This is a genomic window from Okeania sp., from assembly GCF_035285525.1.
Taxonomy (GTDB): Bacteria; Cyanobacteriota; Cyanobacteriia; order Cyanobacteriales; family Microcoleaceae; genus Trichodesmium.
Genome location: NZ_JAYKGW010000072.1, coordinates 1 through 21,703 on the forward strand (window position 1 = coordinate 1; position 21,703 = coordinate 21,703).

Consider the following 21,703-nt stretch of genomic DNA (forward strand, 5'->3'; position numbering starts at 1 on the left):
TAGCCCCCCCTTCCATCTTAGCCCCCCCTTCCATCTTAGCCCCCCTTTCAAAGGGGGGTTGGGGGGATTCATCAGAAGCTTCTGGCCACTTCATCACCGACTCTCGATACAAAGAAATCAAGCGATCGATATCTTCTGCCACCCCTAAGTCAATCATTTCCACCTCAGAAGGTTTTCCTTGAGCTAAAACAAACGCTAGATACCGCGCCTTCTGCCAACTATCATTCATAAAATCAAAGACTCGAAACCGCACGAACTCCAACAACTTCGCCCCCTCTGGTAACTCTGAAGCTACTGCCCGTCTGTCGCCCATTTGTTGCTGCATGGCAATTTCTGGCACCTCTCGCGTTAACTGTCTTTCTAACTCATTACATTCTTTTTGCAGTTGAGCTAACTGTTGTTTGTGAGCTTCCCGTTTTTCTGGTGGCGGTACTTGATAGGTAAATGCTAAAAGTTGGTCGCACTTTTCTCGCCACAGTCGGAAAATCTTTTGGAGTCGTGGAGAACGATCGTGGAAGACTGCTTGGTTTTGAGCAGCAAGAGCAGTTGCAGTTAGAGCTTTCCGTTTGAGGACGAGATTTAATGCAGCTTGTTTTGCTACTTGGGAGTGGGGGAGATATTGGTAGACTAAGGAGAGGAATATTTCAAGGTTAGGTCTGACTTTTTCTTGAATGTGGGCAAGGCGATCGCTTTCGGAACTAGAAGCAAAGATAACTTGGATAGTTTTATCTTGGATTTTGCTAGCTTTGAGCATTAGTTTGAATGCTTCTTTGGGGCGATCGGTTTTTGCTAGTAATCCTGCCAGGTTGTTGAGGTGGGTGGCGAGTTGTGGATGATTGGCAGGCAGGGCGATTTTGTCGATTTCTATGGCTTGTTGGAACAATGGTTCCGCTGCCTCGTATCTCCCTTGAGATTCATATAGTCCTGCCAGGTTGTTGAGGTGGGTGGCGAGTTCTGGATGATTGGCAGGCAGGGCGATTTTGTCGATTTCTATGGCTTGTTGGTACAATGGTTCCGCTGCCTCGTATCTCCCTTGAGAACGATATAATTCTGCCAGGTTGTTGAGACTGGAGGCACGTTGTGGATGATTGGCAGGCAGGGCGATTTTGTCGATTTCTATGGCTTGTTGGTACAATGGTTCCGCTGCCTCGTATCTCCCTTGAGATTCATATAGTCCTGCCAGGTTGTTGAGGTGGGTGGCGAGTTGTGGATGATTGGCAGGCAGGGCGATTTTGTCGATTTCTATGGCTTGTTGGTACAAAGGTTCCGCTGCCTCGTATCTCCCTTGAGAACGATATAATCCTGCCAGGTTGTTGAGGGAAGTCGCCACGTTGGCATGACTTTCTCCCCAGAGTTGTAGTGCTAATGTCGCTGCTTGTTCAGCAATAGGTATTGCTTCATCATATTTGCCTGCGTTGTAGAGTTCAATCACTTCGTTATTTAGTTGTTCCCACTCCTCCATCATTTTTGCTAGTCCTTCAGCAAAGCTTTGCAACCATTCTGCATTGCTTTCCCCATTTTCTCCCATCTTAGCTGCTACCAATTTCATCACTTCTACAAAAGCTTCACCCAATAACTGGGAATTAGCGTGTAAAATTGCTTGCTCCTCCCCGTTAGGGCAAGTTAGCAGTTGTTTAATTAAATTTAGATCAGCTTCTAAGCGTTGTTGTTGCTCTTCGTTCATATTAGTTTCTCCTTAATTTATTTGCATCATAATCTGATTAAACATTCCCGTGGTTGTAGTTGCCCATTAGCATCCTAACATAGACCTCTATTCCTTCAGCGCAACTAATAACCACCTGAGCGATCGCCATACCTAACTTATTGCTGTAAGCGTTTAACTCGAATCAATAATAAATCCGTGCATCCGTCGCAAAATCAGTGTCTAGCTCCCATCTAGCTCAAGCTTCCTCGTTTTCCTGAATAGCACGTTCGATTTCTTCTGCATTAGCCTCAGCATAAACCCAAGCATTAGCAATATCAGTAACCCGAAGAGTAGGATAGTCTTGTAGCAACTCCGACTCACTCATACCCAAACGACGAGCATTAACTAATACCCACACAGGAATGCGAGTACCAGCAATACAAGCATCACCACCACAAACACCCGGAGTTTTTTCAATACCAGAATAAATATTAGCCAAACTTTGAGCTAAAAGTTGGATAGCTTGAAGTTTTTCCGCTGGAGTTAATGCCAAAAGTTGGGGTTCTAAATCTTTTAATTTTATAGTATCTAATGTAGGTTGGGTAGAACAAAGTGAAATTCAACAAAACCTTATTCTGATAAAAGGCTATTTTTGTTGGGTTTCGTTCCTCAACCCAACCTACAGTTATTGAACTTCTACTCAAAGAACCTTAATTTGTTATAATGCCCATCTCAGGCAATTTTTTTCTCAATTCCTTTTTCGGGAAATAGAGGCGATCGCTTTTTTTTGGCAAACTTTTGAAAACACTATACAACTTATTTATATATTAAAATCAGAATATCAAATCATTATCGCCGTGAAAGTATGAAAAAATTGGACTTAAAGGAAACCAATATTGACCTAACAGTAATTATTGACGAAATTGCTGCTAACCAGTCTGAAGTTGTCATTACCCGCCAAGGTTTGCCAGTTGCTCGTATTGTTCCTTATACAATTTCTGACGCATCTACAAAAAATTATCCATTACGGGGAATGCCAATCAAAACTTCTGCTGATTTCGATGAACCGATGTCTGAACTTTGGGATGCTTTAGGAGAACGAAAATTTGGTAGTGCGGGCATCTTGCCCGCGATGGGTGTACCTCATAACAGTCAAACCGCTGTATTATTGGGCAATCGGCTCAACCACAGTAAATGGAATATTTTCCAAAACTACCTGTGGCAAGTCGCCAGCACCCAAAACATTTTGGGCATCCAGAATTTCTACCCCAACCAATAATTCACCCTCACCGATATTGAGAGCTATTTCATCAGTTAAACGGAGAGTGCGACACTCATGTTTACCTTCTACTAAACGAATGTAAACAGCATCAATTTCAGAATCATAACTAATTTTCATTGTCTTCTCCTTGTTAAAAAAACGATAACCCTGTAGGGACGTTGCATGCAACGTCCCTACTTTATATTTTCTCCTCACCAATATTCAGTCATAAACTACCTCTGACTTGCGCGTAGCACTAAACAACCTTATAATCCATATACCACAAAGTAGAATCTGACTTACCCTCAAAATAGGCCAAAAATTCCTGCAAATGCTCTCCCTCCAAGTGTAAAGGTGGTTGATTTGGTTTCGGCAACCAATCTAACTTTGGGCGTTCGGGAGCGATCGCTACTATTATCTCCTCAACCCCTGGTTTACCTTTCAGCTTAAAAGATTTTATAGATGCTCCCTCCATTGGTAACAATACTGCACCCGCTTCATTAAAACTAGGAGAAGGCGCCAGAAACGAGGGCGACAAACAATAAAATTTGCCAGAAGTACCTTTTTCCAATAGAGTCAAATATCCCGGACGTTCCAACTGTACCTCAAATTTAATTTCACTGCCCAAAGGTACGCTACTAGGATAATCAGAATCATGTTGCCACATATCCATTGTGCTAACCTTTGGGATAACGGGACCCATTTTATTAGTTGAAACAGCCATATTTTTCAACATATACCAACGATAAACTATTTCACGCAACCACCGTTTAGCAATTTCAACTTTATCTCTTTTCGCTCCCTCAAAATCACAACCTTCAGCCTCTAATTTTTTAAATATTGTTCTTAAAGAGTCACGCAAAATAATATCTGGCGTTGCTTTTTGACTAGCATTTTCTAATAAATTCTCTGATAAAACATCAGCCAGTGCTGGATTATTACAATCATCATTATCTATTTTAAACCGTTGGATAAATACCAGCCTAGTTTTATCTTTAAGCATCAATATATCGGCTATTTTTTCTAGGAAAGTGTTGTAACTTTTCTCTAACATCATCAACTATTCCTTTTCGATAGGTTCGCCTACAATTATATTTCGATAAATTCAAACTAGCAATAACAATTCTACATATTTCTACATGACTCTATCTGGTTCTACATTGCTCTATTTTGATTCAAAACTTATCTTTTTTCTACTATTTTCAATTATTTCTACTTTAATCAAACTTCTATTTAACTCCTTTTTTTCTATTTCCATATCCTAAATTTACTAATTAAGATAATAGTATGGTTCAAAAAAATAAAGAGAATAAAATGTATAAGTCAACGAAAATATTATTAATCTCAATTATTGCTGGAAGTATTTTCAGTATTCTCTCAGTAATCAATAATCGGGATGCCCAACAAATTAGTCAAGCTATTGAAAGTGGAGTAACAATGACATCTAGTATTTCTGCTTTACTAATCAGCTTAAAAAATACCGAGGAATAGTTAAATAGAAAGTCACGAAGATTAACAGTTAAAACAGCACGCTCATCTGCAACAGCTAATTTCATAGTTTATTCCTGGGTATCTATATAATATGTTATTAACTTATTGCTGTGGGCGTTTAACTCGAATCAATTGACCTTTTAACGTTTCTTGAGTACAAATTGCCTCATTAATTCTATTAGCCATCCTTTCTCTGTCAAAATCATCCTTACAAGCAATAATACCCCCATGATTTGATGAAATACGATGCAGTCGAAAAAAATCAACTCGATTTAAAGTTAAAACTGCACGTTCATTTTGAGTAGCAAAAGCTAGTACCTCTGGATCGGGAATCTTTTGGTTAGCTAACCCCGCTTCTTACACTGTCAGAACATCGTGACCAAAAGTCCTGAGCAACTCCACAACCCGTTTAGGAAACTGTTCGTCAGCATAGAGACGTGCCATAGGTTAAATCTCCTCATTTTCTCGAATAGCTAACTCAATATCCTGAGAATATACCTCAGTATAATTCCAAGCATTAACCAGATCCACTGCCTGGAGACTAGGATAGTCTTGCAACAACTCCGACTCACTCACTCCCAAACGACGAGCATTAACTAATACCCACACAGGAATGCGAGTACCAGCAATACAAGCATCACCACCACAAACACCGGGAGTTTTTTCGATACCAGACCAAGTATTAGCTAAATTTTGAGTTAAAAGTTGGATAGCTTGAAATTTTTCTGTCGGAGTTAATGCCAAAAGTTGAGGTTCTAAATCTTTTAATTTCATAGTTGACTCCTGAGTATCTACTATTATTTTATCTATCATATAATTTTCCCCATTAATTAACCACAATACAAAAATACGGCATAGATAATTTAGTCATCTAAAGATAACTTCAGCTATTAGCCAAGGATTTCAATTATTGGCGAACTTAGTGCATCGGATAGAAAATTATTCAGACATCATATTACCTCTAGAAATAGTTGACTATTCAACCAATTCTCCACTTCTTCCAGAGTCTTGAAACCTAAAACTTCCTCTTCTAAAAGCTTAAATTGTTCCACAGATAAATCTTCCATTTTCATCTTAAATTCTCTAGGAATTTCTCCAAATTTATGCTGAAGTTGAAGCAGAATTATTTCAGAATATGCCTTAGTTTGAGCAAAAATAATTCCTCCCTTATTGTCTTCAATAACCATTTCCTGCCTTTCCAAAAAATCTAATTCTTCTCTAGTTAAACTAGCGCGATTAGCAATATTTAAAGCCTCTTCTATTTCTGGCACTTCCCCTAAAGAATCGGGAATTACTTCTAAATTAGGAGCATCTTTAAGAAAGTAAATCCACTTGTCGTTCAGGGTTTCTAATTCGGAAAGTTCCTTGTCAAATTTAGGTAATTCTAAAAAGATTAAGCTCAATTCATCTCGGTAATTAAACTGCAGCTTGTCTTCTTTAAATCGAAATTTATTAATCATCTGAGAACTGTCTGGAAATAGCACAAAATCAGTAATCGTTAAAGCCAGATAAGGTCGTAAATTTGGATACTTTTCTCCTTTACCTAGTTGATTTCCGTAAGCTTTTGCTAAGTTATAAACTACTCGTTTCTCAAAAGCTTTGACGTGAATTACCTGCATTTCTATAATGACGGTAGTACCATTATCTAATAATGCTTTTACATCCAGAAAGCTATCTTGAGAAACTTCAATTTTTCCTGGGTTGGCAGGGTCAATTATTGTTAGGGATTTAATAGTATTTGTGTTGTCGTAAATTATAGCATTGAGAAAGCTGATCGGGATGTTTTTATTCTTATCAGAAGCGAATATTTTTTTAAAAGCAAAGTCTGTTTTAGGGTCGATAAATCTCATATTTATTTCTCCTTTTTTTGTGCAAAATCTTGAAAAGACTATACAACTTATTATTATATAAATATTTTACTCATTAGTCATGTTTTTAATATGATTTATCAACCATTTATTGACTAAAATTTGTACGTCAGTTTTTCTCTGCCTTCGACATCTGGTTCGAGATAAATGGAGTAATTAAACTTAGCATCGGGATGGTAAAACTTGCCTGGTTTTGCTTGGGAAAAGTCGTATTCTAATTTCATAATTACCTCTATTGATAAACTTGAGTTTCAGTTCGTAGTTATCTGTAGGGGTTTGGTTTCCAAACCCAATAGACAGTATAAACAGTAAGCACAATAATTTCTGATGGTGCGTTAGCGACAACGTAACGCACCCTACTGGAGTGTTTCATCTAAAACTGTGCATTAGATATTCTCCCTTATCTCCCTTGTCCTCCTTATCTCCCTTGTCCTCCTTATCTCCCTTATCTCCCTTGTCCTCCTTATCTACCTTGTCTCCCTTATCCTCCTTATCTCCCTTATCTCCCTTGTCCTCCTTATCTCCCTTATCTCCCTTGTCTCCCTTATCTCCCTTATCTCCCTTGTCTCCCTTATCCTCCTTATCTCCCTTATCCTCCTTGTCTCCCTTGTCCTCCTTATCTCCCTTGTCTCCCTTATCCTCCTTGTCTCCCTTATCTCCCTTATCTCCCTTATCCTCCTTATCCTCCTTGTCTCCCTTATCCTCCTTATCTCCCTTGTCTCCCTTGTCCTCCTTATCTCCCTTGTCCTCCTTATCTCCCTTGTCCTCCTTGTCCTCCTTATCTTCCTTCTTTACTTACTAATTAAATTCCAAAAATAACCATCAGGAGCAACAAAAGAAAAACTCTGTTCCCCAAACTCATTATCAATAATATCTGTAATTTGTATCACTCCTGAATTTTTAATTCGCTCAAAATAATATTCTATATTATTAACTCGATAAGTATACAAAGACATTCCTAAACAACCTGGTTGTGACTGATAATAACCAAACTCCAAATTAATATTTTCAGGAAACCGAATAATATACAATCTGCCAGATCGCGCTTTTTGCCAATCTGTGGAAGAGCGGGGATCGTCAAAAGCAGTCAGTGTAAATTTTTCCCCTGGTTGCAAATCAAAAATTTGTCTCGCTGCTTCCGAACTTTCATAAGAAGTTTCCGAGTTATCCCGCGATCGCAATAAACCCAACACATCCTCATAAAACTGCAAGGTTTCCTTACTATCATCCTGCACTATCATCCCTACATGGGTAAATTGACTGGTTTTGAAAGTGCAATCAGGATTAATTTTGCCATATTCTGGCACTGTATAATTGAAACGTTGAAACAACACCTGGCGCGTCAATGGTTGCAACAACATCATTTCCCGGACTCCCACTGCGGGATCGATAAATGGGCGACCTTTATCTGTTTTATAAATTATCTCCCACTGGGGAAAAGTGTATTTGATTGGCAAACCTGCTAACTTGCCATCCTCAGCATGATTAAGAATATTCAAAACATCAGTAGTTAAACTTGTTGCCCAACGGTTGCCCAAAACTTTCATAGATGTCATTTGTAAACCTTGATTAATAGGTTTTTCCCAAACCATCAGGCGAATTAAACCATGATCGACATTTTGGTGATAGAGTCGAATGGAACGCAAATTAGAATTGACTCCATATAAATTTTGAACCGTAGAAGCAGTTAATTCTCCTGTTTTGCCAATGCGATAACCAAATTGTTGCCAATATTGAATCATTGACAAAGGTTCAGTGGTACCGATACAGACTTCGTAGATACCTTCAATAGTGGGGTTATTATTCATATTTTTTATAAATTTTATGGGAATTAGTTATAATCAAGCCTTAGTTTCTTTTTGGAAGTTTCAGAAGTGTTTCTGCTCTCACAAATTAGGGAGTGGTAGCTAACAACTGATAAAGCCATAATCCCAGAGTTTGATACTACTAAAAAAATGCTTTTATCCTGTTAAACATAATTCTCTCCTTTAATTTTATTAATGTGAAATAAACATCAATAAATCCGTATATCTGTTGTTAGGCAAAAGGGTTAATAATTCATGTCTTCTGTGCAACCAATTGATTATGCTGCAGATATTCTGAATAGAGAATAGTGCAGTTTTGCAGCAATGCTGCCCATAAAACTAAACTCTCCCAATCAGAATCACCGTAGTTATTATTAATTTCCAAAGCATTTCAAACAGTTATAGTATCAATTGCCCATACTTAAAAATTAGTTGAAAGTTCTATGATGATTTGTTTTGCCTCTTGCTAGGTTGTTAAATTCTTTTGAGTTAATACCTTGTAAAGTTCACCCAAAATCCGGGTACTAATGCTAATATAATCAAAGCGATCGCTGACTAGCTGTCTGGCTTTTGATACTTTATATTGGGGATTTTTAGCATATAAATAAACCCAAACATTAGTATCTATCATTACCTTATATATCATATAATTCTCCCCGGTTAAATTGATAGTTATCTGGCCAAGCAAAAGAATATTCGTCTACTAACTGCCAAAATCTTTCCTTGTTATCCTGAATAACATCTGCCTCTACTAAAATAACTTTAAGTTTTTTCCCTCTAATTCTGGACTAAGTTGTTCAGTAAATATCAGATTACCATTTTGACAAGTTGCTTGTAGAACTTTGTACATATTAATTTACTCCTGCCATAATTTTAATTTTCTCTAACTTTTTAGTACAGTTATAGCCTAACTAATTATTTCATATCCATAACACAAAATATAGAAATCCTATTTTATTTGTGTAGAAAAATCCTACTAATTTTAGGAAAAAGGGAATAGGGAGAAGTAATTTTTTTCCCCTACTCCCTACTCCCTATTTTCTAATAATTCATTTGTCCGCTAACAACAAATAACTGCTTTTCTCTACCATTTCGGAGGATTTTAAACTGCAATTTTTCACCTACACCACTATTTTCAACTTTCCTCTGTAATTGTTCTGCACTAACTATTGATTGATTATCAATTTCCACAATTACATCTCCTATTCGGATCCCCGATTTTTCTGCTGGAGTACCAGACAATACTTTAGTAACTAAAACTCCTTCTACCTCTGGCAAAATTAAAACAGAATTAGGGTCACTATTATTTTCTTCAGCAACTTCTGGAGTTAAACTAATCATCTGAATACCAACAAAAGGATGAGGTACTTGTTCTCCACGAGCTAATACATCTTTAATTTCTTTAGCTTTATTGATAGGAATAGCAAAACCAATTCCCATAGCATCAGCTCTAATTGCCGTATTAATTCCTATTACTTCTCCCTGAGAATTTAACAACGGACCCCCAGAATTTCCAGGATTAATTGCTGCATCAGTTTGAATAAAATCTAATCTTTTATCAGGGATTCCTACTGCCGAACTAGGGCGTTTCAAACTACTAATAATTCCTAAAGTAACAGTATTATTAAATCCTAAAGGATTTCCTACTGCTATTGCCCAATCTCCTACTTGTACTAAATCAGAATTACCTAAAGTTGCTACTGGTAAAATTTCTCCTTTAGTATCAACTTTAACTACTGCTAAATCTGTAATTTTATCTGTTCCTTTTACTTCTCCAACAAACTTTCTACCATCATTTAAACTAACAGTAACTTTGTCAGCTTCATCTACTACATGAGCATTGGTTAAAATTATGCCTTTGGAGTCAATAATAAAACCAGAACCTTCACCTTTTAACAATTCTTGTGAAGGTGCCTGCATCCTGAAGTTATTATCAAAAAAACGGTCAAAAAATGGGTCTTCAAAAAAAGCATTATTTGGACGAGTAATTAATCGTTCGGTGTCAATTCTCACTACAGCTAAACCAACTTTATTAACTGCTTCAGTAACAAAGCTATTACTATTTCTAGTATTAATATTTTCTGGTATAGCTTGCAATGCTAATAACTGAGGATTTGATAATCCGGCAAATATTCTTGAAGTTGCCATTGCTGGTGACGTAGTTAAAGAAGCCACCATAAATGTAAAAGCTACAAAAGAGGCCAAAAATTGAGCTGTGATTTTGGTAGTTATTCGACAAAAATTTAACAATCTCATAGTGTTAATATTGGATTGACTAAAGTGGTAAGTTTAGTGTTATAATATCACCAATGGTACAATATTATACTATAAATTTATGGTAATATCTAATCAACAAAAAAAACAGGCAACTAATCACGAAGTTCAGGAGGATTTCAATTCTGAACATCACCATCATTCTTCTAGTCATCCTCATGTTCATAGCGAAGAATCTCTACAAAGTTTAATCAATAGATTATCAAGAATTGAAGGACACGTTAGAGGAATTAAAACTATGATTAAAGATAATCGTCCTTGTCCTGATGTCTTGATACAAATAGCAGCAGTTCGTGGTGCTTTAGACCGAGTAGCTCGCATGGTTTTGGATAATCATTTATCTGATTGTATTGCTCGGGCAACTCAAGATGGAGATATTGATGTAGAAATTGCTGCTTTAAAGTCAGCTTTAGACAGATTTTTACCTTGAGGAAGGAAAAAGTAAGTAAGAAAAAAAAGACTTCAGTTATTCAGGAGAGAAGAAATAAATATGCTAAGTAGTTGTGCAAAATTACAGCGGATTCTAAGTTTATGTTATATAAATTGTAACACAGCCTTCTAGGCTGTTATATCTGTACCAGACTAAGATGGAATCCCCTGTAATTGCACATATTTAGAAATATAAATGTATAGTATAAAAGCCAAATACACTTTTATAAAATATAGTCAAAAAAAAATTATGTGGAAAAAAATAGCTTTTTGGTTACTTTGGATAGGGTTTGGTGTTTATGCTTTTGTACTTGCTCCACCCGATCAACCAGATACTTTAGAATTAATCCAAAAACTCTCAACAGGTGAATGGGAAAATATTAATCCTTTGATTATTTCTCTATTCAATATTATGGGAATTTGGCCGTTAATTTATAGTTGTTTATTATTCTTTGATGGTAGAGAACAAAAAGTACCAGCATGGTTATTTTCTACTTTATCATTTGGAGTCGGAGCATTTGCGATTTTACCCTATTTAGGATTGCGTAAACCTAATCCAAATTTTTATGGAAAAAAGAATCTTTGGCTTAATATATTAGACTCTCGAATTTTAGGAATTGCTTTAACATTAGGTACAATTTTATTACTAATATATGGTTTAAAAAATGGCGACTGGGGAGATTTTATTCAACAGTGGCAAAGTAATAGATTTATTCATGTAATGAGTCTGGATTTTTGTATGTTGTGTTTATTATTTCCTACTCTATTAGGAGATGATATGAACAGACGAGGAATGGAAAAAAATCTCTGGTATTGGATAGCATTAATTCCACTTTTAGGTCCGTTAATTTATTTGTCTGTGCGTTCCCCTTTATTAACAACTGATATCTCTACAATATCAGAACAAAAGCAAGTTATTGCCAATTAATAGGAAGTTCCGAAAAACAGATAAAAACAATTTCCTTTTTGGCAGAACAACCGTGTAGGGACGTTCCATGGAACGTCCCTACTTCCTCTATTATTTAACCTTTTTCACATTCTCGTTTTGTCACATCATGTCTGTACCGAAACATATCCTCCAGTCGAGAGTCTACCCACCAACCTAAAAAAGATTCTGCTAACCATTCTCCAGGTAAAGAGAAAGCGATCGCATCGGTTAATCTAGTTTGACCATTTTCCTCACTAAACTGATGACGATGAGTCCAACTTGCCATTGGACCTTCTTTCTGTTCATCAGTAAACAGATGATATTGTTCATATTCTGTATGTACGGCCACCCACTTCACAGGGATTGGACCGAGCCAAATCATAAATTCTGATAAGGCCCCTATTTCCAATCCCCCTTGACGACGAATAATTTGGACTGGTTGCCAAGGTGGGGTAAGTATTTGCAGAATATCGGAACGTTCGTGGAATTTCCAAACTGTCTCCACTGGAGCATTAATTAAAGTTGAATAGCGAAAGTGCAACATATTTAAACCGTTTACTTAATGTCAAAATTATCGTTTTTCTTTACAAATTTACCAAACCATTAACAGGACTTACCCATGGGCAAGGCAATTTTTCCGATACGAGCGACAGCGTTTCGCTCCGCGACATGAATGGGTCGCAGTCCGTCAGAATAGCAATCTCAAACCCCTATTTTTCCTACCTCATGGGTAAATCCTATTAAATTTAAAACTAGGCATTTTATTAGGTGAATTTTCATTAGAGTTTACTTGTAGCTTCCAGCTATTGGTAGGGTGCGTTTTGCGTTCCGCAAAGCCGCGACATGAAAAGCGCAGCGTAACGCACCAATACTCTATATATAGTGCCTTTGCGTAATTGCTTATTAATTATAGGACTTACGCATGAAGCCTATTATTAGAGTGTGTTAGCGGTAGCATAACGCACCGACACGCTATATATGGTGCCTTTGCGTAAGTCCTGATTACAATTTACATGGCCACATGGAAAACTAGCGATCGCTCTCATCTATGATTGATCAGGGTTTTAGAGTTTTATAGTACACTTGGCAGGGGGAAGTTCAGATATATGGGATAATAGGCGGTGCGTTACATTTCATTAACGCACCCTAAAAACTTCTTCCTTAGCTTCAGCTAAATGTTTTTTCAAAGTTGCCACAGGTAGAGGACCTTGAATATGATTCCAAGGCAAAGTTTGTTCTAATTCCCAATTATTAAAAACATAAAAATCTAACTCTGGCAACTTCCCATGCAATTCCTTAAAAGCTCTTTTATAACTACCTAAAGAATCTCCATAATTTCTCACCAATTCTAACAAATAAGATAACCTTCTATCCCCTCTCGAAATTAACCCTTGAATTACCGACCATTTATAACTTTCTGGGCGAAAATCTATACCCTTTGAACGTAATTTTTTCTCCAAAAACTTCAATCTTTTTTCTGACTTATCATTTACCCCAAACCATTGAAAAGGAGTATGAGATTTCGGCACAAAAGTGCTGCAACCTAAACTTAATCTCAACCCAGGAACAACTTTTTTCAAAGTTAACATCATCTCTACAGTCACCTCTAAATCTTCTTCCTCTTCTCCAGGTAAACCCACCATTCCATAAAATTTAATCCCTTTCAAACCACCAAGTTTAGCATTAATAGCAGCTTGAATAATTTCCTCATTTTCTAACTTTTTATTGATAATTTTCCGGAGGCGATCGCTACCACTTTCCACAGCAATAGTAATTGACTTTGTATCTCGACTAGCTAAAATTTTTGCCAATTTTTCTGTCACTGTATTGGTTCTAACTGAGGCAATACTCAACCGAATATCATCATATTTTGCTTGGGATAAATAATCTAATAAACTTTCAAATTCTGGATGTTGAGTTACGGAAGCACCCAATAAACCTAAACGTTTAGTAACAGTTAATCCTCTTTCAATTGCTGGAATTAGAGACCCTTCTAAACTAGCAGTTCTAAACGGTAAAGTCAGATAACTTGCCAAACAAAAACGACACATTTCGGGGCAACTTCTGACAACTTCAACCATAAAAATATTTTCCCAAGCAGCCTTTTCTGTAACCACAGTCGAAGCAGATAAAATATTACTTCGATAAGTTTGTTTTTGCACCACAGGAGGAATATCTTTATCTATAGGTTCAATAGATTTAATCGCACCATCATTACTTTCATAAATTACTTCATAAAGACTAGGAATATAAACCCCAGGTACTTGAGCTAAATGTTTTAATTGTTCTAATTTTTCAGCAGTTCTCACTGTTTTATAATTATCAATAAAATCTGCCAATAAATTTTCCCCATCTCCCAATAAAATCACATCAAAAAAATCAGCAAAAGGTTCTGGATTAGCTGTTAAAACTGGTCCGCCACCAAATATTATGGGATAGTTTTTTCCCGAACGATTTTTAGTTCTAATCGGAATTTCTAGAGATTCTAAAATAGAGAAAATATTGACATAATCAAGTTCCCAAGAAAGAGAAAAACCGAATAATTCTGGTTGTTGTGGCAGAGGTTCATTAATATCAGTAAATAAACGACTAACTTGTAGATCGGAACGCATTGCTAAAGTTGCCCAAACAATCTGATAACCAAGACTTGTTATTCCCACAGTATATTCATTGGGAAAAGCAAAAATAATTGGAATAGCATTAGATTCAGGAATAGCTGGAGTAAAGAGTAAATTTTCAGTATTAAATAAATTATCAGACATACTTTAACAGTTATCAGTTATCAGTTATTAGTACGCAAAGAAACCCGGTTTCTCCTAGAAACCGGGTTTCTGGGTTTCCGGGTATTGTAATCCAATCGTAGGGGTTGGCTCTCCAAACCCAATCGTAGGGGTTGGCTCTCCAAACCCAATAGCTATTTATATTTAAGTTTAAAAAATAAAATTGGTGAAGCTAAACTCAAGGTCGCAATGTTAGTAAAAATTATCGGTAAATTGTTAATAATAATGCCATAAATTATCCATAACAATACACCAGAACAAAAAATAGCAAACATTTCTAAAGAGATGTCTTTTGTCGAACGAGTCCGCCAAGTTTTGATAACTTGAGGTAAAAATGAAATAGTTGTGAAAGTACCTGCTAATAGTCCTAAAACTGTTACTAAGTTCATAAGAAATACCAATAATTGTGATTACTCTATAAAATTCTGATAGAGTTTGGAAAATACAGCAGATTACACCTTTTTCATTTTAGTTATTCAGTTATCAGTACCTCCTGGAATAAGGAGGCTTTAAATACAGAATATTCTTTTTTTATCCTCCTAAAAAAAAGGAGGCTTCAGACCTAAATTTTTCGGTGAAATAAAGCAACGCGGGCAAGATGCCTGCACTAGAAAAATTTAATTATATCACCTCAGCTTATCTTAGATTAACAGGACTTACGCAAAGAAACCGGGTTTTTAGGATAAATCGTTGTTTTTAACAATAAACATTGACGAAAAACCCGGTTTCTAGGTTCGTTTGTGTAAGTCCTAATTAATTTTTTAGATATTTTTTAGCCCAAGCATATCTCCTTTCATCTTTTTTCAGCAAATATTCTATAATTTCTCGTCGCTTATTCTTTTTGCTAGTCTCTTGAACTAATCGCTTAATTTCTTTATCAATATCTTCCGTCTTAGCTCCTCTTTTTCGTGCCTCTTCAAACCAATAATCTCCATCTCCATATTCTCCTAGACCATAACAAATAGCCCCCATTAAAGTACAAGGATGATGACTTTTAGAATCAATTTTATGAGCTTGTAAAGCCAGATGTTTGCCTTCATTTAATTGGCTAACATCTCTAAAAGCAGCACCTCTAGTTACAAGTATTCTAGCCTTAAGGTCTTTATCTTTTAATTTCTCTAAATTGACTTTACCTGTGATTTCTAATGCTTTTAATGGTTTCTTTGCCTTGCGCCAATAACTACTAATTTTAGGGATTAGCCATTTATTTTTAGTTCTCTTAAATTCTTCCTCAAAAAAATCAGCCTCAATCTGATAATAAGTAATGGCAATCTTACTACCAAGATACAGCAAATTCTCAGTTGTTAACTGAGTAAACATTAATTTGTCTAATCGCTCTCCTTTATCTAGTCTGCTAAGAATATTGTAGAAAGGATCGAATTTTAATTTCTGGTCTGTAGCTAAATATTTATCTCGGAGTCTTTTCCAATCTTTATCTTTAGCTATTTTAACAATTTTATTCAAACCATGTGACTTTAACCAATCAATATCTACTTCTATTAACTGAGAAAATTGTTCTACTTTTTGGAGAATTTCATACAAATTACTATCAGGTGATGAATCTTCAAACTCAGTAACTTTGTATTTTTTCTTGAGTCGAGTAAACTCTATTTTGTGTTTTTGTTTATCCGCAATAGAAAATGTCTCAGTTAGTTTATTTTTTTGTAACCAATCTAACTCTGATTTTTCCAAAATAGTTTCTGTCTCTAGTTTTTTCAATATTGAAAATAATTTACTAGAGATAGATTTATCCCAATATTTAGTAGCTTGATACTTATCTTTTAGTTCTGCAAATTTAGCTTCATCCTCTCTTTGTTTTTGTTTCTTACGCTCCGAATAAATTTCTAGAGTTTCCAAGAAACCATTATTTGATAACCAATTAGATTCTTGCTTATTTAATGTCTCCGCTGAGTCAATTTTTTTCAGAATACGAAACAATTTATCCGGGAAAAATCTTGATATGTTAGTAGCACGGTATTTAATTTTTAATTTGGCAAATTCTTGGATTTGATTAGCGATCGCTAAAGTTTCCTTTAAATTATAATCTTTCAGTAATTTAATTTCTGAATCAGTTAATATATTTTCACTATCAAGTTTCAAAAGTAGCGGATGTAAAAAATAAAATCCAAAATTTTTGGGTACTTTGTATCTTGTTTTGAGTTCCAAGAAGTCATATCCTAATCTTTTCAGCTCAGTTTTCTTGTATTGCTTTAAGTTCAGCTCTAAGTTAATTAGTTTGATAGTTTCAAAAAGTTGATTTGCTTCTAAATATTGAAATTCTATGTCTGTAATTGAAATACCTAAATCAACTCTTCTAAGTATAAGATATAGAAAGCTTAAAGGAGATGAATTTTGATATTTAGTTGCCTGATACTTAGACTTGAGAAGAGAAAAATGTTGCACCTGAATTTCATGTTCGTCTTTACCCATAGAAAATAGTTTTTTTTACGAAAAATAACCGATAATTACTTATATTAACCAATTATCATTTCTAACAGAGGCATCCTAACTATTATAGCTATTCCTCTTTTTTTATCCTCCTAAAAACAAGGATACTTCAGACCTAAACTTTTGGGTGAAATACACCCACACAGACAAAATACCCGCACTCGAAATATTTAATTATCTCACCTAAGCTGATCTTAATTAATTTTTTAGATATTCTCTAGCCCAAGCATATTTCCTGTCATCTTTTTTCAGTAGATATTCTATAATTTCTTTTCGCTTATTATTGTTGCTAGTATCTTGAACTAATCGCTTAATTTCTCGATCAATGTCTTTTATATAAGCTCCTCTTTTTCGCGCCTCTTCAAACCAATAATCTCCATCTTGATATTCTCCTAGAGCAAAACAAGTAGTCCCCAATAAAGTACAAGGATGATGACTTTTATAATCAATTTTATGAGCTTGTAAAGCCAGATTTTTGGCTTCATTTAAGTTGTAATTATCCCTAAAAGCACCACCTCTAGTTACAAGTATTCTAGCCTTAAGGTCTTGATCCTTTAATTTCTCTAAATTTACTTTACTTGTAATTTCTAATGCTTTTAATGGTTCCTCTGCTTTGCACCAATAACTACTAATTTTAGGAATTAGCCATTTATTTTTAGTTCTCTTAAATTCTTCCTCAAAAAAATCAGCCTCAATCTGATAATAAGTAATGGTAATATTGCTGCTAGGAGTTAGCAAATTCTCAGTTGTTAACTGAGTAAACATTAATTTGTCTAATTGCTCTCCTCGATCTAGTTTACTAAGAATATTGTAGAAAGGATCGAATTTTAATTTCCGGTCTGTAGCTACATATTTATCTTGGAGTCTTATCCAATCTGTTTCCAAATATTTGTCTTCAGCTACTTTAATAATTTTAGTCAAATTATATGACTTTAACCAATCAATATCTGCCTTTGTTAGCCGCTCAACTACCTCTATTTTTTGGAGAATTTTATACAAATTACTATCAGGTGATGAATCTTCAAATTCAGTCACTTTGTATTTTTCCTTGAGTCTAGTAAACTCTATTTTATATTTTTGTTTCTCCGCAATATAGTCTCTTTTTTGTTTTTGTTTCTCCGCAGAAGGCAATATTTCTTCCCCCTGCATACGTTTTCCAGTCATCACCATTTTTATTCCACCCGCAGGAGATAAAGTTATACTACGACGTTCTGTTTTAACTGGTTGTTTTTCTGCTAAAGCCAAATTATAGCGTCTGAGAATAGTTGCTAATACCAGTTTCATTTCAAACATAGCAAACGCTGCTCCAATGCAACGCCGATTACTACCGCCAAAAGGTAAAAATTCGTAAGCAGAATATTGACGTTCTAAAAATCGTTCTGGTTTAAATTTCTTTGGTTCAGGATACAAATCTTCTCGGTGATGAGTTAAATAAATACAGGGAACTAAACCAGTTCCCGCTGGGTATTCTTGACCCATTATTGTGATCGGCGATTTTGTTTCTCGTGGAGATGTAATCAATACCACTGGATAAATACGCAGGGATTCACTGCAAACTGCATTCAGATAGGGTAGTTTCATGATTTCCATTGGGTTGGTATCGTCCCCAATAGTTGCTAATTCTTGTAATAGCTTGTCATAAATTTCTGACTGATGGTGACTCCAGTAAAACGCCCAGGCTAAAGCAGTTGCAGTGGTTTCATGTCCTGCCAATAGTAATGTCATCAACTCATCCTGCAATTCTATATCGCTCATACCTTCCCCCGCTTCATCCCGTGCTAATAAAAGCATTGTCAAAATATCAGAACGTTCGGGGTCTAAATTTTGACGACGTTCAGAAATTTCTGCACACAGTAACTCGTAAATCTCTTCCCTTTCTTTGGTAAATTTTCCCCAGGGACTCCAAGTACCTAGACCTATTTGTAGAAACTCGAAAAATAACATACTTGCTTTCGCCGGAGAACTCAATGATTCCATAAGTGAACCCAAAAGTCGCTCTAATCTAGAGTACCTTTCTCCTTCATATAAACCGAAAACTGCTTGTAATATTACTTTTAAAGATATCTCTTGAGTAGATTTTCTCATCGAAAATACCCTATCCACTTGCCACTTGCTAGCTACCTGTTCAGTGATATTACAAATTAACTCTCCATAAGTTTGCATTCGTTCCCCATGAAAAGGTGGCATCAATAATTGACGTTGACGTTGATGAGGAGTACCATCTAATAATAATAATGAATAATCTCCCAAAAGTGGCTGCAAAAACTTATTACCAGAACCACACTCAAACTGTTTTGGGTTAGTCTTGAAAATTTCCTCAATGGCCTTGGGATGGCTGATAAATACCATTGGGTAATTCAAGTTTATTTCAAATGAGTCTCCATATTGCCTTGCACATTTTTCCATAAATGTCAAGGGTTCAGTCACCCATTGGAAGAGTTGAATCAAACGTGGAGCTTTTGGACCAGGCAATTGTGTCATAGTCATATTCTTAATAAGGAAGGGAACAGGGAATAGTTTTGACTATTTGTCACGGACAAATTTTCTGATAGTTAGGGTTTGCTGAAAAAGTATATATGGGTTAGGGTAGTCTTAAAAGTGAATGGCCATTTGCCATGAAGAATATAAAAGATTATTTATTATAGTGCAATACAGTTTCCTAGGAAATGCTGCACAAACAGATAATATCAAACCCGCTGGTTACGGTTCCCCATAAATTGGAGAATAAGGTTCTACCATTCCTAGTATGTAGAGGGTAAGGTTCCCGAAAAATTGGAGACCAAACCCCTATAGGAAATGAATTTTAACGATACTACCGGATTTGATATAATACCAAAACTCATAAGGTATCTACCTATAAGACTCATGTACTTTCCTTCCTTCTGCCTTCTTCCTCCTTCCTTCTTCCTTAACTAAAAGGAATTAACATCGATCCCCGAAGATGTTAAATTGTTCTTTAGCTAAAATAATTAAAGAGAAAAATATAGGAAAATTGCGATGACTGCAACAACCCCAAAACCAACCACAGTCCCAGATTTTTGCGAAGGTATCCAATACTTCGGAGAAGCTTGGCCTGATTTTGAGACCCACGGCCAAACACCAGCAATACCAGAAGGTAGTAAAGCGATCGCCTCACCAAGCGATCCGACTGGAGTATATCAAACCCTCCTCTACGCTGACGCTCTCCGTTATTTAATGCTACAAGTAACAGGCAGCAAAGCATCAGGACACCCAGGCGGTTTTGCTAGTCAAGCTGAAGCTTATGCAGCTTTAGTAATGTTAGGCTATAAAAACATTCTCACAGAAGTCGGACACCACGCCCCCGGATTTTATAGCGCCGTATTTCTAGATCGCTCCCTAGAAGATATGGAAATCTTCACAGTCCAACAAATGCGTAGTCGCTTCCGGGAAATGCACGGACTCCTCGGACACCTATCCGGTTATATCCCTGGGTTGCTCAACCCCGCTGGTCCACTAGGTCAAGGGCAACATTTCGCCATGGCAGCAGCATTATTACATCGCGATACCCTATTTCCTTTCACCATGGGAGACGGTGGCATGGGAGAACCCTATCCAGTCAGCAGTATGATGCACTTTAACACTGCCTATCCTGATGTCACTAACTTTTTACCAGTATTAGTGTGGAATGGTTATAGTCAAGAACACCATAGCATGGTTTCCACTAAAACCAGTGCAGAAATGATTGCTTATTGGAAAGGCAACGGTTTTGCTGAAGTCATCTTAGTAGATGCTAAAGATTTCGACGACAAAAACCAACCAGGAGACTATGTTGATAGCAGCGCCTTCTCCTTAGAAAAACGTTTGGAGTTTACCAAAGCAGTATTAGAAAATATTGACAAAGCTGCAAAATCTGCACTCGGTGGCAAACTCACCATTTTTATTATCAAACAACTCAAAGGTGCAGGGGTTCATGCTAGGGGTTCTAAGTCTCATAACCTTTATCCCAAAGACACCCTCGACAGTCCCCAAATTATAAATGCTCTCCAAGAACGCGCCCTACCAGTAGCAGCTTGGGAGTTAGTACGACAAAATTGCGAACGTGCTGGTGGCGGCCCTGCTGCTAAAACTGTTGTCACTGAATTTGAGTACCCACTAGCAGACTTAGGTGAACTACCTTTAGAAGAATATGCTGTTGGTGGCGATCGTAAAGTTGCCACAACTGCAATGGGAGAATTAATAGCTTATGTTGGTCAAAAAGACCCTCATTTCCTAGTTACCAATGCAGATGGTAACGCTGCATCAGGTATTAATAATATTAACCAAGCATTGAAAATTATTCACCCCACCACAGATGACATTTATTTCCAGGGTCCCAAAGGTCAGGTCTACGAACCTTTGAGCGAAGATGCTTGTGCTGGTATGGCAGCGGGTTTAGCATTAATGGGAGCGCGGACAGTTTGGTGTTCTTATGAATCTTTTGCGATTAACGGTGTACCTATTTGGCAAACTGTTACCCAAGCAATGGCAGAATTACGTCATGCTACTCCTTCCACTATTACCTTATTTACTGCCGGAGCATTAGAACAGGGGCGCAATGGTTGGACGCACCAACGTCCGGAAATTGAAGCTTATTTTGCAGCGATGCTCCGGAATGGAAATGTGTTCGCTCTGTTCCCACCCGATGCGAATAGTATTCAAGTTTGTTATGACTGGGCGTTGACTACTAAAAATAAAGGTGTTACTATTACTGCTAGTAAGTCGCCTTTACCTATTAGAACTACTTTTGAACAAGCAAGACAAGGGTTGCAGGATG

At 36.5% G+C, this 21,703-nt stretch carries 20 protein-coding genes and 1 pseudogene; 5 read left to right on the forward strand and 16 right to left on the reverse strand.

Going from position 1 to position 21,703, the window contains the following annotated elements; translation table 11 throughout:
- The coding region (locus VKJ25_RS07455) for a tetratricopeptide repeat protein (protein WP_324235991.1) at positions 1-1,684 on the reverse strand (1,684 nt) is incomplete at its 3' end.
- 217 nt (positions 1,685-1,901) lie between these two features.
- Entirely contained in the window at positions 1,902-2,228 is a 327-nt protein-coding gene (locus VKJ25_RS07460; protein ID WP_324236009.1) for a DUF433 domain-containing protein, read from the reverse strand.
- Between the two features lie 282 nt (positions 2,229-2,510).
- On the opposite strand from VKJ25_RS07460, the gene VKJ25_RS07465 reads away from it, so the two are divergent.
- Positions 2,511-2,924 (forward strand): type II toxin-antitoxin system Phd/YefM family antitoxin, encoded by a 414-nt coding sequence (locus VKJ25_RS07465; protein ID WP_324235992.1) that lies wholly within the window; start codon positions 2,511-2,513, stop codon positions 2,922-2,924.
- Here the strand turns inward: VKJ25_RS07465 and VKJ25_RS07470 are convergent.
- Both VKJ25_RS07470 and VKJ25_RS07475 read right to left on the reverse strand, forming a co-directional pair.
- Positions 2,811-3,044 carry a DUF2283 domain-containing protein gene (locus VKJ25_RS07470; RefSeq protein WP_324235993.1) on the reverse strand — a complete coding sequence of 78 codons (234 nt, stop codon included), beginning with the start codon at positions 3,042-3,044 and terminating at the stop codon, positions 2,811-2,813. The genes VKJ25_RS07465 and VKJ25_RS07470 overlap by 114 nt on opposite strands.
- 118 nt (positions 3,045-3,162) lie before the next feature.
- Positions 3,163-3,963, reverse strand: a complete 801-nt coding sequence (locus VKJ25_RS07475) for a DUF4384 domain-containing protein (RefSeq protein WP_324235994.1) — start codon at positions 3,961-3,963, stop codon at positions 3,163-3,165.
- A gap of 230 nt (positions 3,964-4,193) precedes the next feature.
- On the opposite strand from VKJ25_RS07475, the gene VKJ25_RS07480 reads away from it, so the two are divergent.
- Entirely contained in the window at positions 4,194-4,397 is a 204-nt protein-coding gene (locus VKJ25_RS07480; protein ID WP_324235995.1) for a hypothetical protein, read from the forward strand.
- A gap of 102 nt (positions 4,398-4,499) precedes the next feature.
- Here VKJ25_RS07480 and VKJ25_RS07485 read toward each other — a convergent pair.
- From VKJ25_RS07485 to VKJ25_RS07515, 7 genes and pseudogenes are all read right to left on the reverse strand, one after another.
- Positions 4,500-4,841: pseudogene (locus VKJ25_RS07485) on the reverse strand (DUF5615 family PIN-like protein).
- Positions 4,842-4,844: 3 nt separating this feature from the next.
- On the reverse strand, positions 4,845-5,171 hold the full coding sequence (locus VKJ25_RS07490) for a DUF433 domain-containing protein (protein ID WP_324236010.1): 327 nt from the start codon (positions 5,169-5,171) through the stop codon (positions 4,845-4,847).
- 176 nt (positions 5,172-5,347) lie between these two features.
- Entirely contained in the window at positions 5,348-6,247 is a 900-nt protein-coding gene (locus tag VKJ25_RS07495) for an Rpn family recombination-promoting nuclease/putative transposase (protein ID WP_324235996.1), read from the reverse strand.
- Between the two features lie 113 nt (positions 6,248-6,360).
- Positions 6,361-6,489 (reverse strand): hypothetical protein, encoded by a 129-nt coding sequence (locus VKJ25_RS07500; protein ID WP_324235997.1) that lies wholly within the window; start codon positions 6,487-6,489, stop codon positions 6,361-6,363.
- Between the two features lie 567 nt (positions 6,490-7,056).
- On the reverse strand, positions 7,057-8,073 hold the full coding sequence (locus tag VKJ25_RS07505; RefSeq protein ID WP_324235998.1) for a VOC family protein: 1,017 nt from the start codon (positions 8,071-8,073) through the stop codon (positions 7,057-7,059).
- Between the two features lie 463 nt (positions 8,074-8,536).
- The gene (locus tag VKJ25_RS07510; protein WP_324235999.1) at positions 8,537-8,716 is read right to left on the reverse strand and encodes a PIN domain-containing protein; all 180 of its coding nucleotides are present in this window, start codon (positions 8,714-8,716) and stop codon (positions 8,537-8,539) included.
- 395 nt (positions 8,717-9,111) lie between these two features.
- Complete coding sequence (locus VKJ25_RS07515) at positions 9,112-10,326, reverse strand: HhoA/HhoB/HtrA family serine endopeptidase (RefSeq protein WP_324236000.1); 1,215 nt, start codon at positions 10,324-10,326, stop codon at positions 9,112-9,114.
- A 79-nt stretch (positions 10,327-10,405) separates the two neighbouring features.
- On the opposite strand from VKJ25_RS07515, the gene VKJ25_RS07520 reads away from it, so the two are divergent.
- Both VKJ25_RS07520 and VKJ25_RS07525 read left to right on the forward strand, forming a co-directional pair.
- A complete protein-coding gene (locus VKJ25_RS07520) occupies positions 10,406-10,774 on the forward strand; it encodes a metal-sensing transcriptional repressor (protein ID WP_324236001.1) in 369 nt (122 codons plus the stop codon).
- A 249-nt stretch (positions 10,775-11,023) separates the two neighbouring features.
- Positions 11,024-11,701, forward strand: a complete 678-nt coding sequence (locus VKJ25_RS07525) for a DUF2834 domain-containing protein (RefSeq protein ID WP_324236002.1) — start codon at positions 11,024-11,026, stop codon at positions 11,699-11,701.
- A 94-nt stretch (positions 11,702-11,795) separates the two neighbouring features.
- On the opposite strand, the gene VKJ25_RS07530 is transcribed toward VKJ25_RS07525, so the two are convergent.
- From VKJ25_RS07530 to VKJ25_RS07550, 5 genes are all read right to left on the reverse strand, one after another.
- Positions 11,796-12,245: an SRPBCC family protein gene (locus VKJ25_RS07530; RefSeq protein WP_324236003.1), complete on the reverse strand. Its 450-nt coding sequence runs from the start codon at positions 12,243-12,245 to the stop codon at positions 11,796-11,798.
- Between the two features lie 592 nt (positions 12,246-12,837).
- On the reverse strand, positions 12,838-14,463 hold the full coding sequence (locus VKJ25_RS07535) for a B12-binding domain-containing radical SAM protein (RefSeq protein ID WP_324236004.1): 1,626 nt from the start codon (positions 14,461-14,463) through the stop codon (positions 12,838-12,840).
- Between the two features lie 152 nt (positions 14,464-14,615).
- Positions 14,616-14,870 carry a SemiSWEET transporter gene (locus VKJ25_RS07540; protein WP_324236005.1) on the reverse strand — a complete coding sequence of 85 codons (255 nt, stop codon included), beginning with the start codon at positions 14,868-14,870 and terminating at the stop codon, positions 14,616-14,618.
- A gap of 364 nt (positions 14,871-15,234) precedes the next feature.
- A complete protein-coding gene (locus tag VKJ25_RS07545; protein WP_324236006.1) occupies positions 15,235-16,911 on the reverse strand; it encodes a hypothetical protein in 1,677 nt (558 codons plus the stop codon).
- 216 nt (positions 16,912-17,127) lie between these two features.
- Positions 17,128-19,416 carry a cytochrome P450 gene (locus tag VKJ25_RS07550; protein WP_324236007.1) on the reverse strand — a complete coding sequence of 763 codons (2,289 nt, stop codon included), beginning with the start codon at positions 19,414-19,416 and terminating at the stop codon, positions 17,128-17,130.
- A gap of 510 nt (positions 19,417-19,926) precedes the next feature.
- Here VKJ25_RS07550 and VKJ25_RS07555 point away from each other — a divergent pair.
- Positions 19,927-21,703 (forward strand): phosphoketolase family protein (locus VKJ25_RS07555; RefSeq protein WP_324236008.1); only part of this gene is annotated, 1,777 nt, incomplete at its 3' end.

Coding starts and splice junctions, on each gene's coding strand:
- VKJ25_RS07515 (WP_324236000.1), bottom strand. CDS start 10,326: ATGAGATTGTTAAATTTTTGTCGAATAACTACCAAAATCACAGCTCAA.
- VKJ25_RS07475 (WP_324235994.1), bottom strand. CDS start 3,963: ATGATGTTAGAGAAAAGTTACAACACTTTCCTAGAAAAAATAGCCGAT.
- VKJ25_RS07525 (WP_324236002.1), top strand. CDS start 11,024: ATGTGGAAAAAAATAGCTTTTTGGTTACTTTGGATAGGGTTTGGTGTT.
- VKJ25_RS07540 (WP_324236005.1), bottom strand. CDS start 14,870: ATGAACTTAGTAACAGTTTTAGGACTATTAGCAGGTACTTTCACAACT.
- VKJ25_RS07535 (WP_324236004.1), bottom strand. CDS start 14,463: ATGTCTGATAATTTATTTAATACTGAAAATTTACTCTTTACTCCAGCT.
- VKJ25_RS07520 (WP_324236001.1), top strand. CDS start 10,406: ATGGTAATATCTAATCAACAAAAAAAACAGGCAACTAATCACGAAGTT.
- VKJ25_RS07550 (WP_324236007.1), bottom strand. CDS start 19,416: ATGACTATGACACAATTGCCTGGTCCAAAAGCTCCACGTTTGATTCAA.
- VKJ25_RS07505 (WP_324235998.1), bottom strand. CDS start 8,073: ATGAATAATAACCCCACTATTGAAGGTATCTACGAAGTCTGTATCGGT.
- VKJ25_RS07480 (WP_324235995.1), top strand. CDS start 4,194: ATGGTTCAAAAAAATAAAGAGAATAAAATGTATAAGTCAACGAAAATA.
- VKJ25_RS07545 (WP_324236006.1), bottom strand. CDS start 16,911: ATGGGTAAAGACGAACATGAAATTCAGGTGCAACATTTTTCTCTTCTC.
- VKJ25_RS07530 (WP_324236003.1), bottom strand. CDS start 12,245: ATGTTGCACTTTCGCTATTCAACTTTAATTAATGCTCCAGTGGAGACA.
- VKJ25_RS07465 (WP_324235992.1), top strand. CDS start 2,511: ATGAAAAAATTGGACTTAAAGGAAACCAATATTGACCTAACAGTAATT.
- VKJ25_RS07490 (WP_324236010.1), bottom strand. CDS start 5,171: ATGAAATTAAAAGATTTAGAACCTCAACTTTTGGCATTAACTCCGACA.
- VKJ25_RS07500 (WP_324235997.1), bottom strand. CDS start 6,489: ATGAAATTAGAATACGACTTTTCCCAAGCAAAACCAGGCAAGTTTTAC.
- VKJ25_RS07495 (WP_324235996.1), bottom strand. CDS start 6,247: ATGAGATTTATCGACCCTAAAACAGACTTTGCTTTTAAAAAAATATTC.
- VKJ25_RS07510 (WP_324235999.1), bottom strand. CDS start 8,716: ATGATATATAAGGTAATGATAGATACTAATGTTTGGGTTTATTTATAT.
- VKJ25_RS07470 (WP_324235993.1), bottom strand. CDS start 3,044: ATGAAAATTAGTTATGATTCTGAAATTGATGCTGTTTACATTCGTTTA.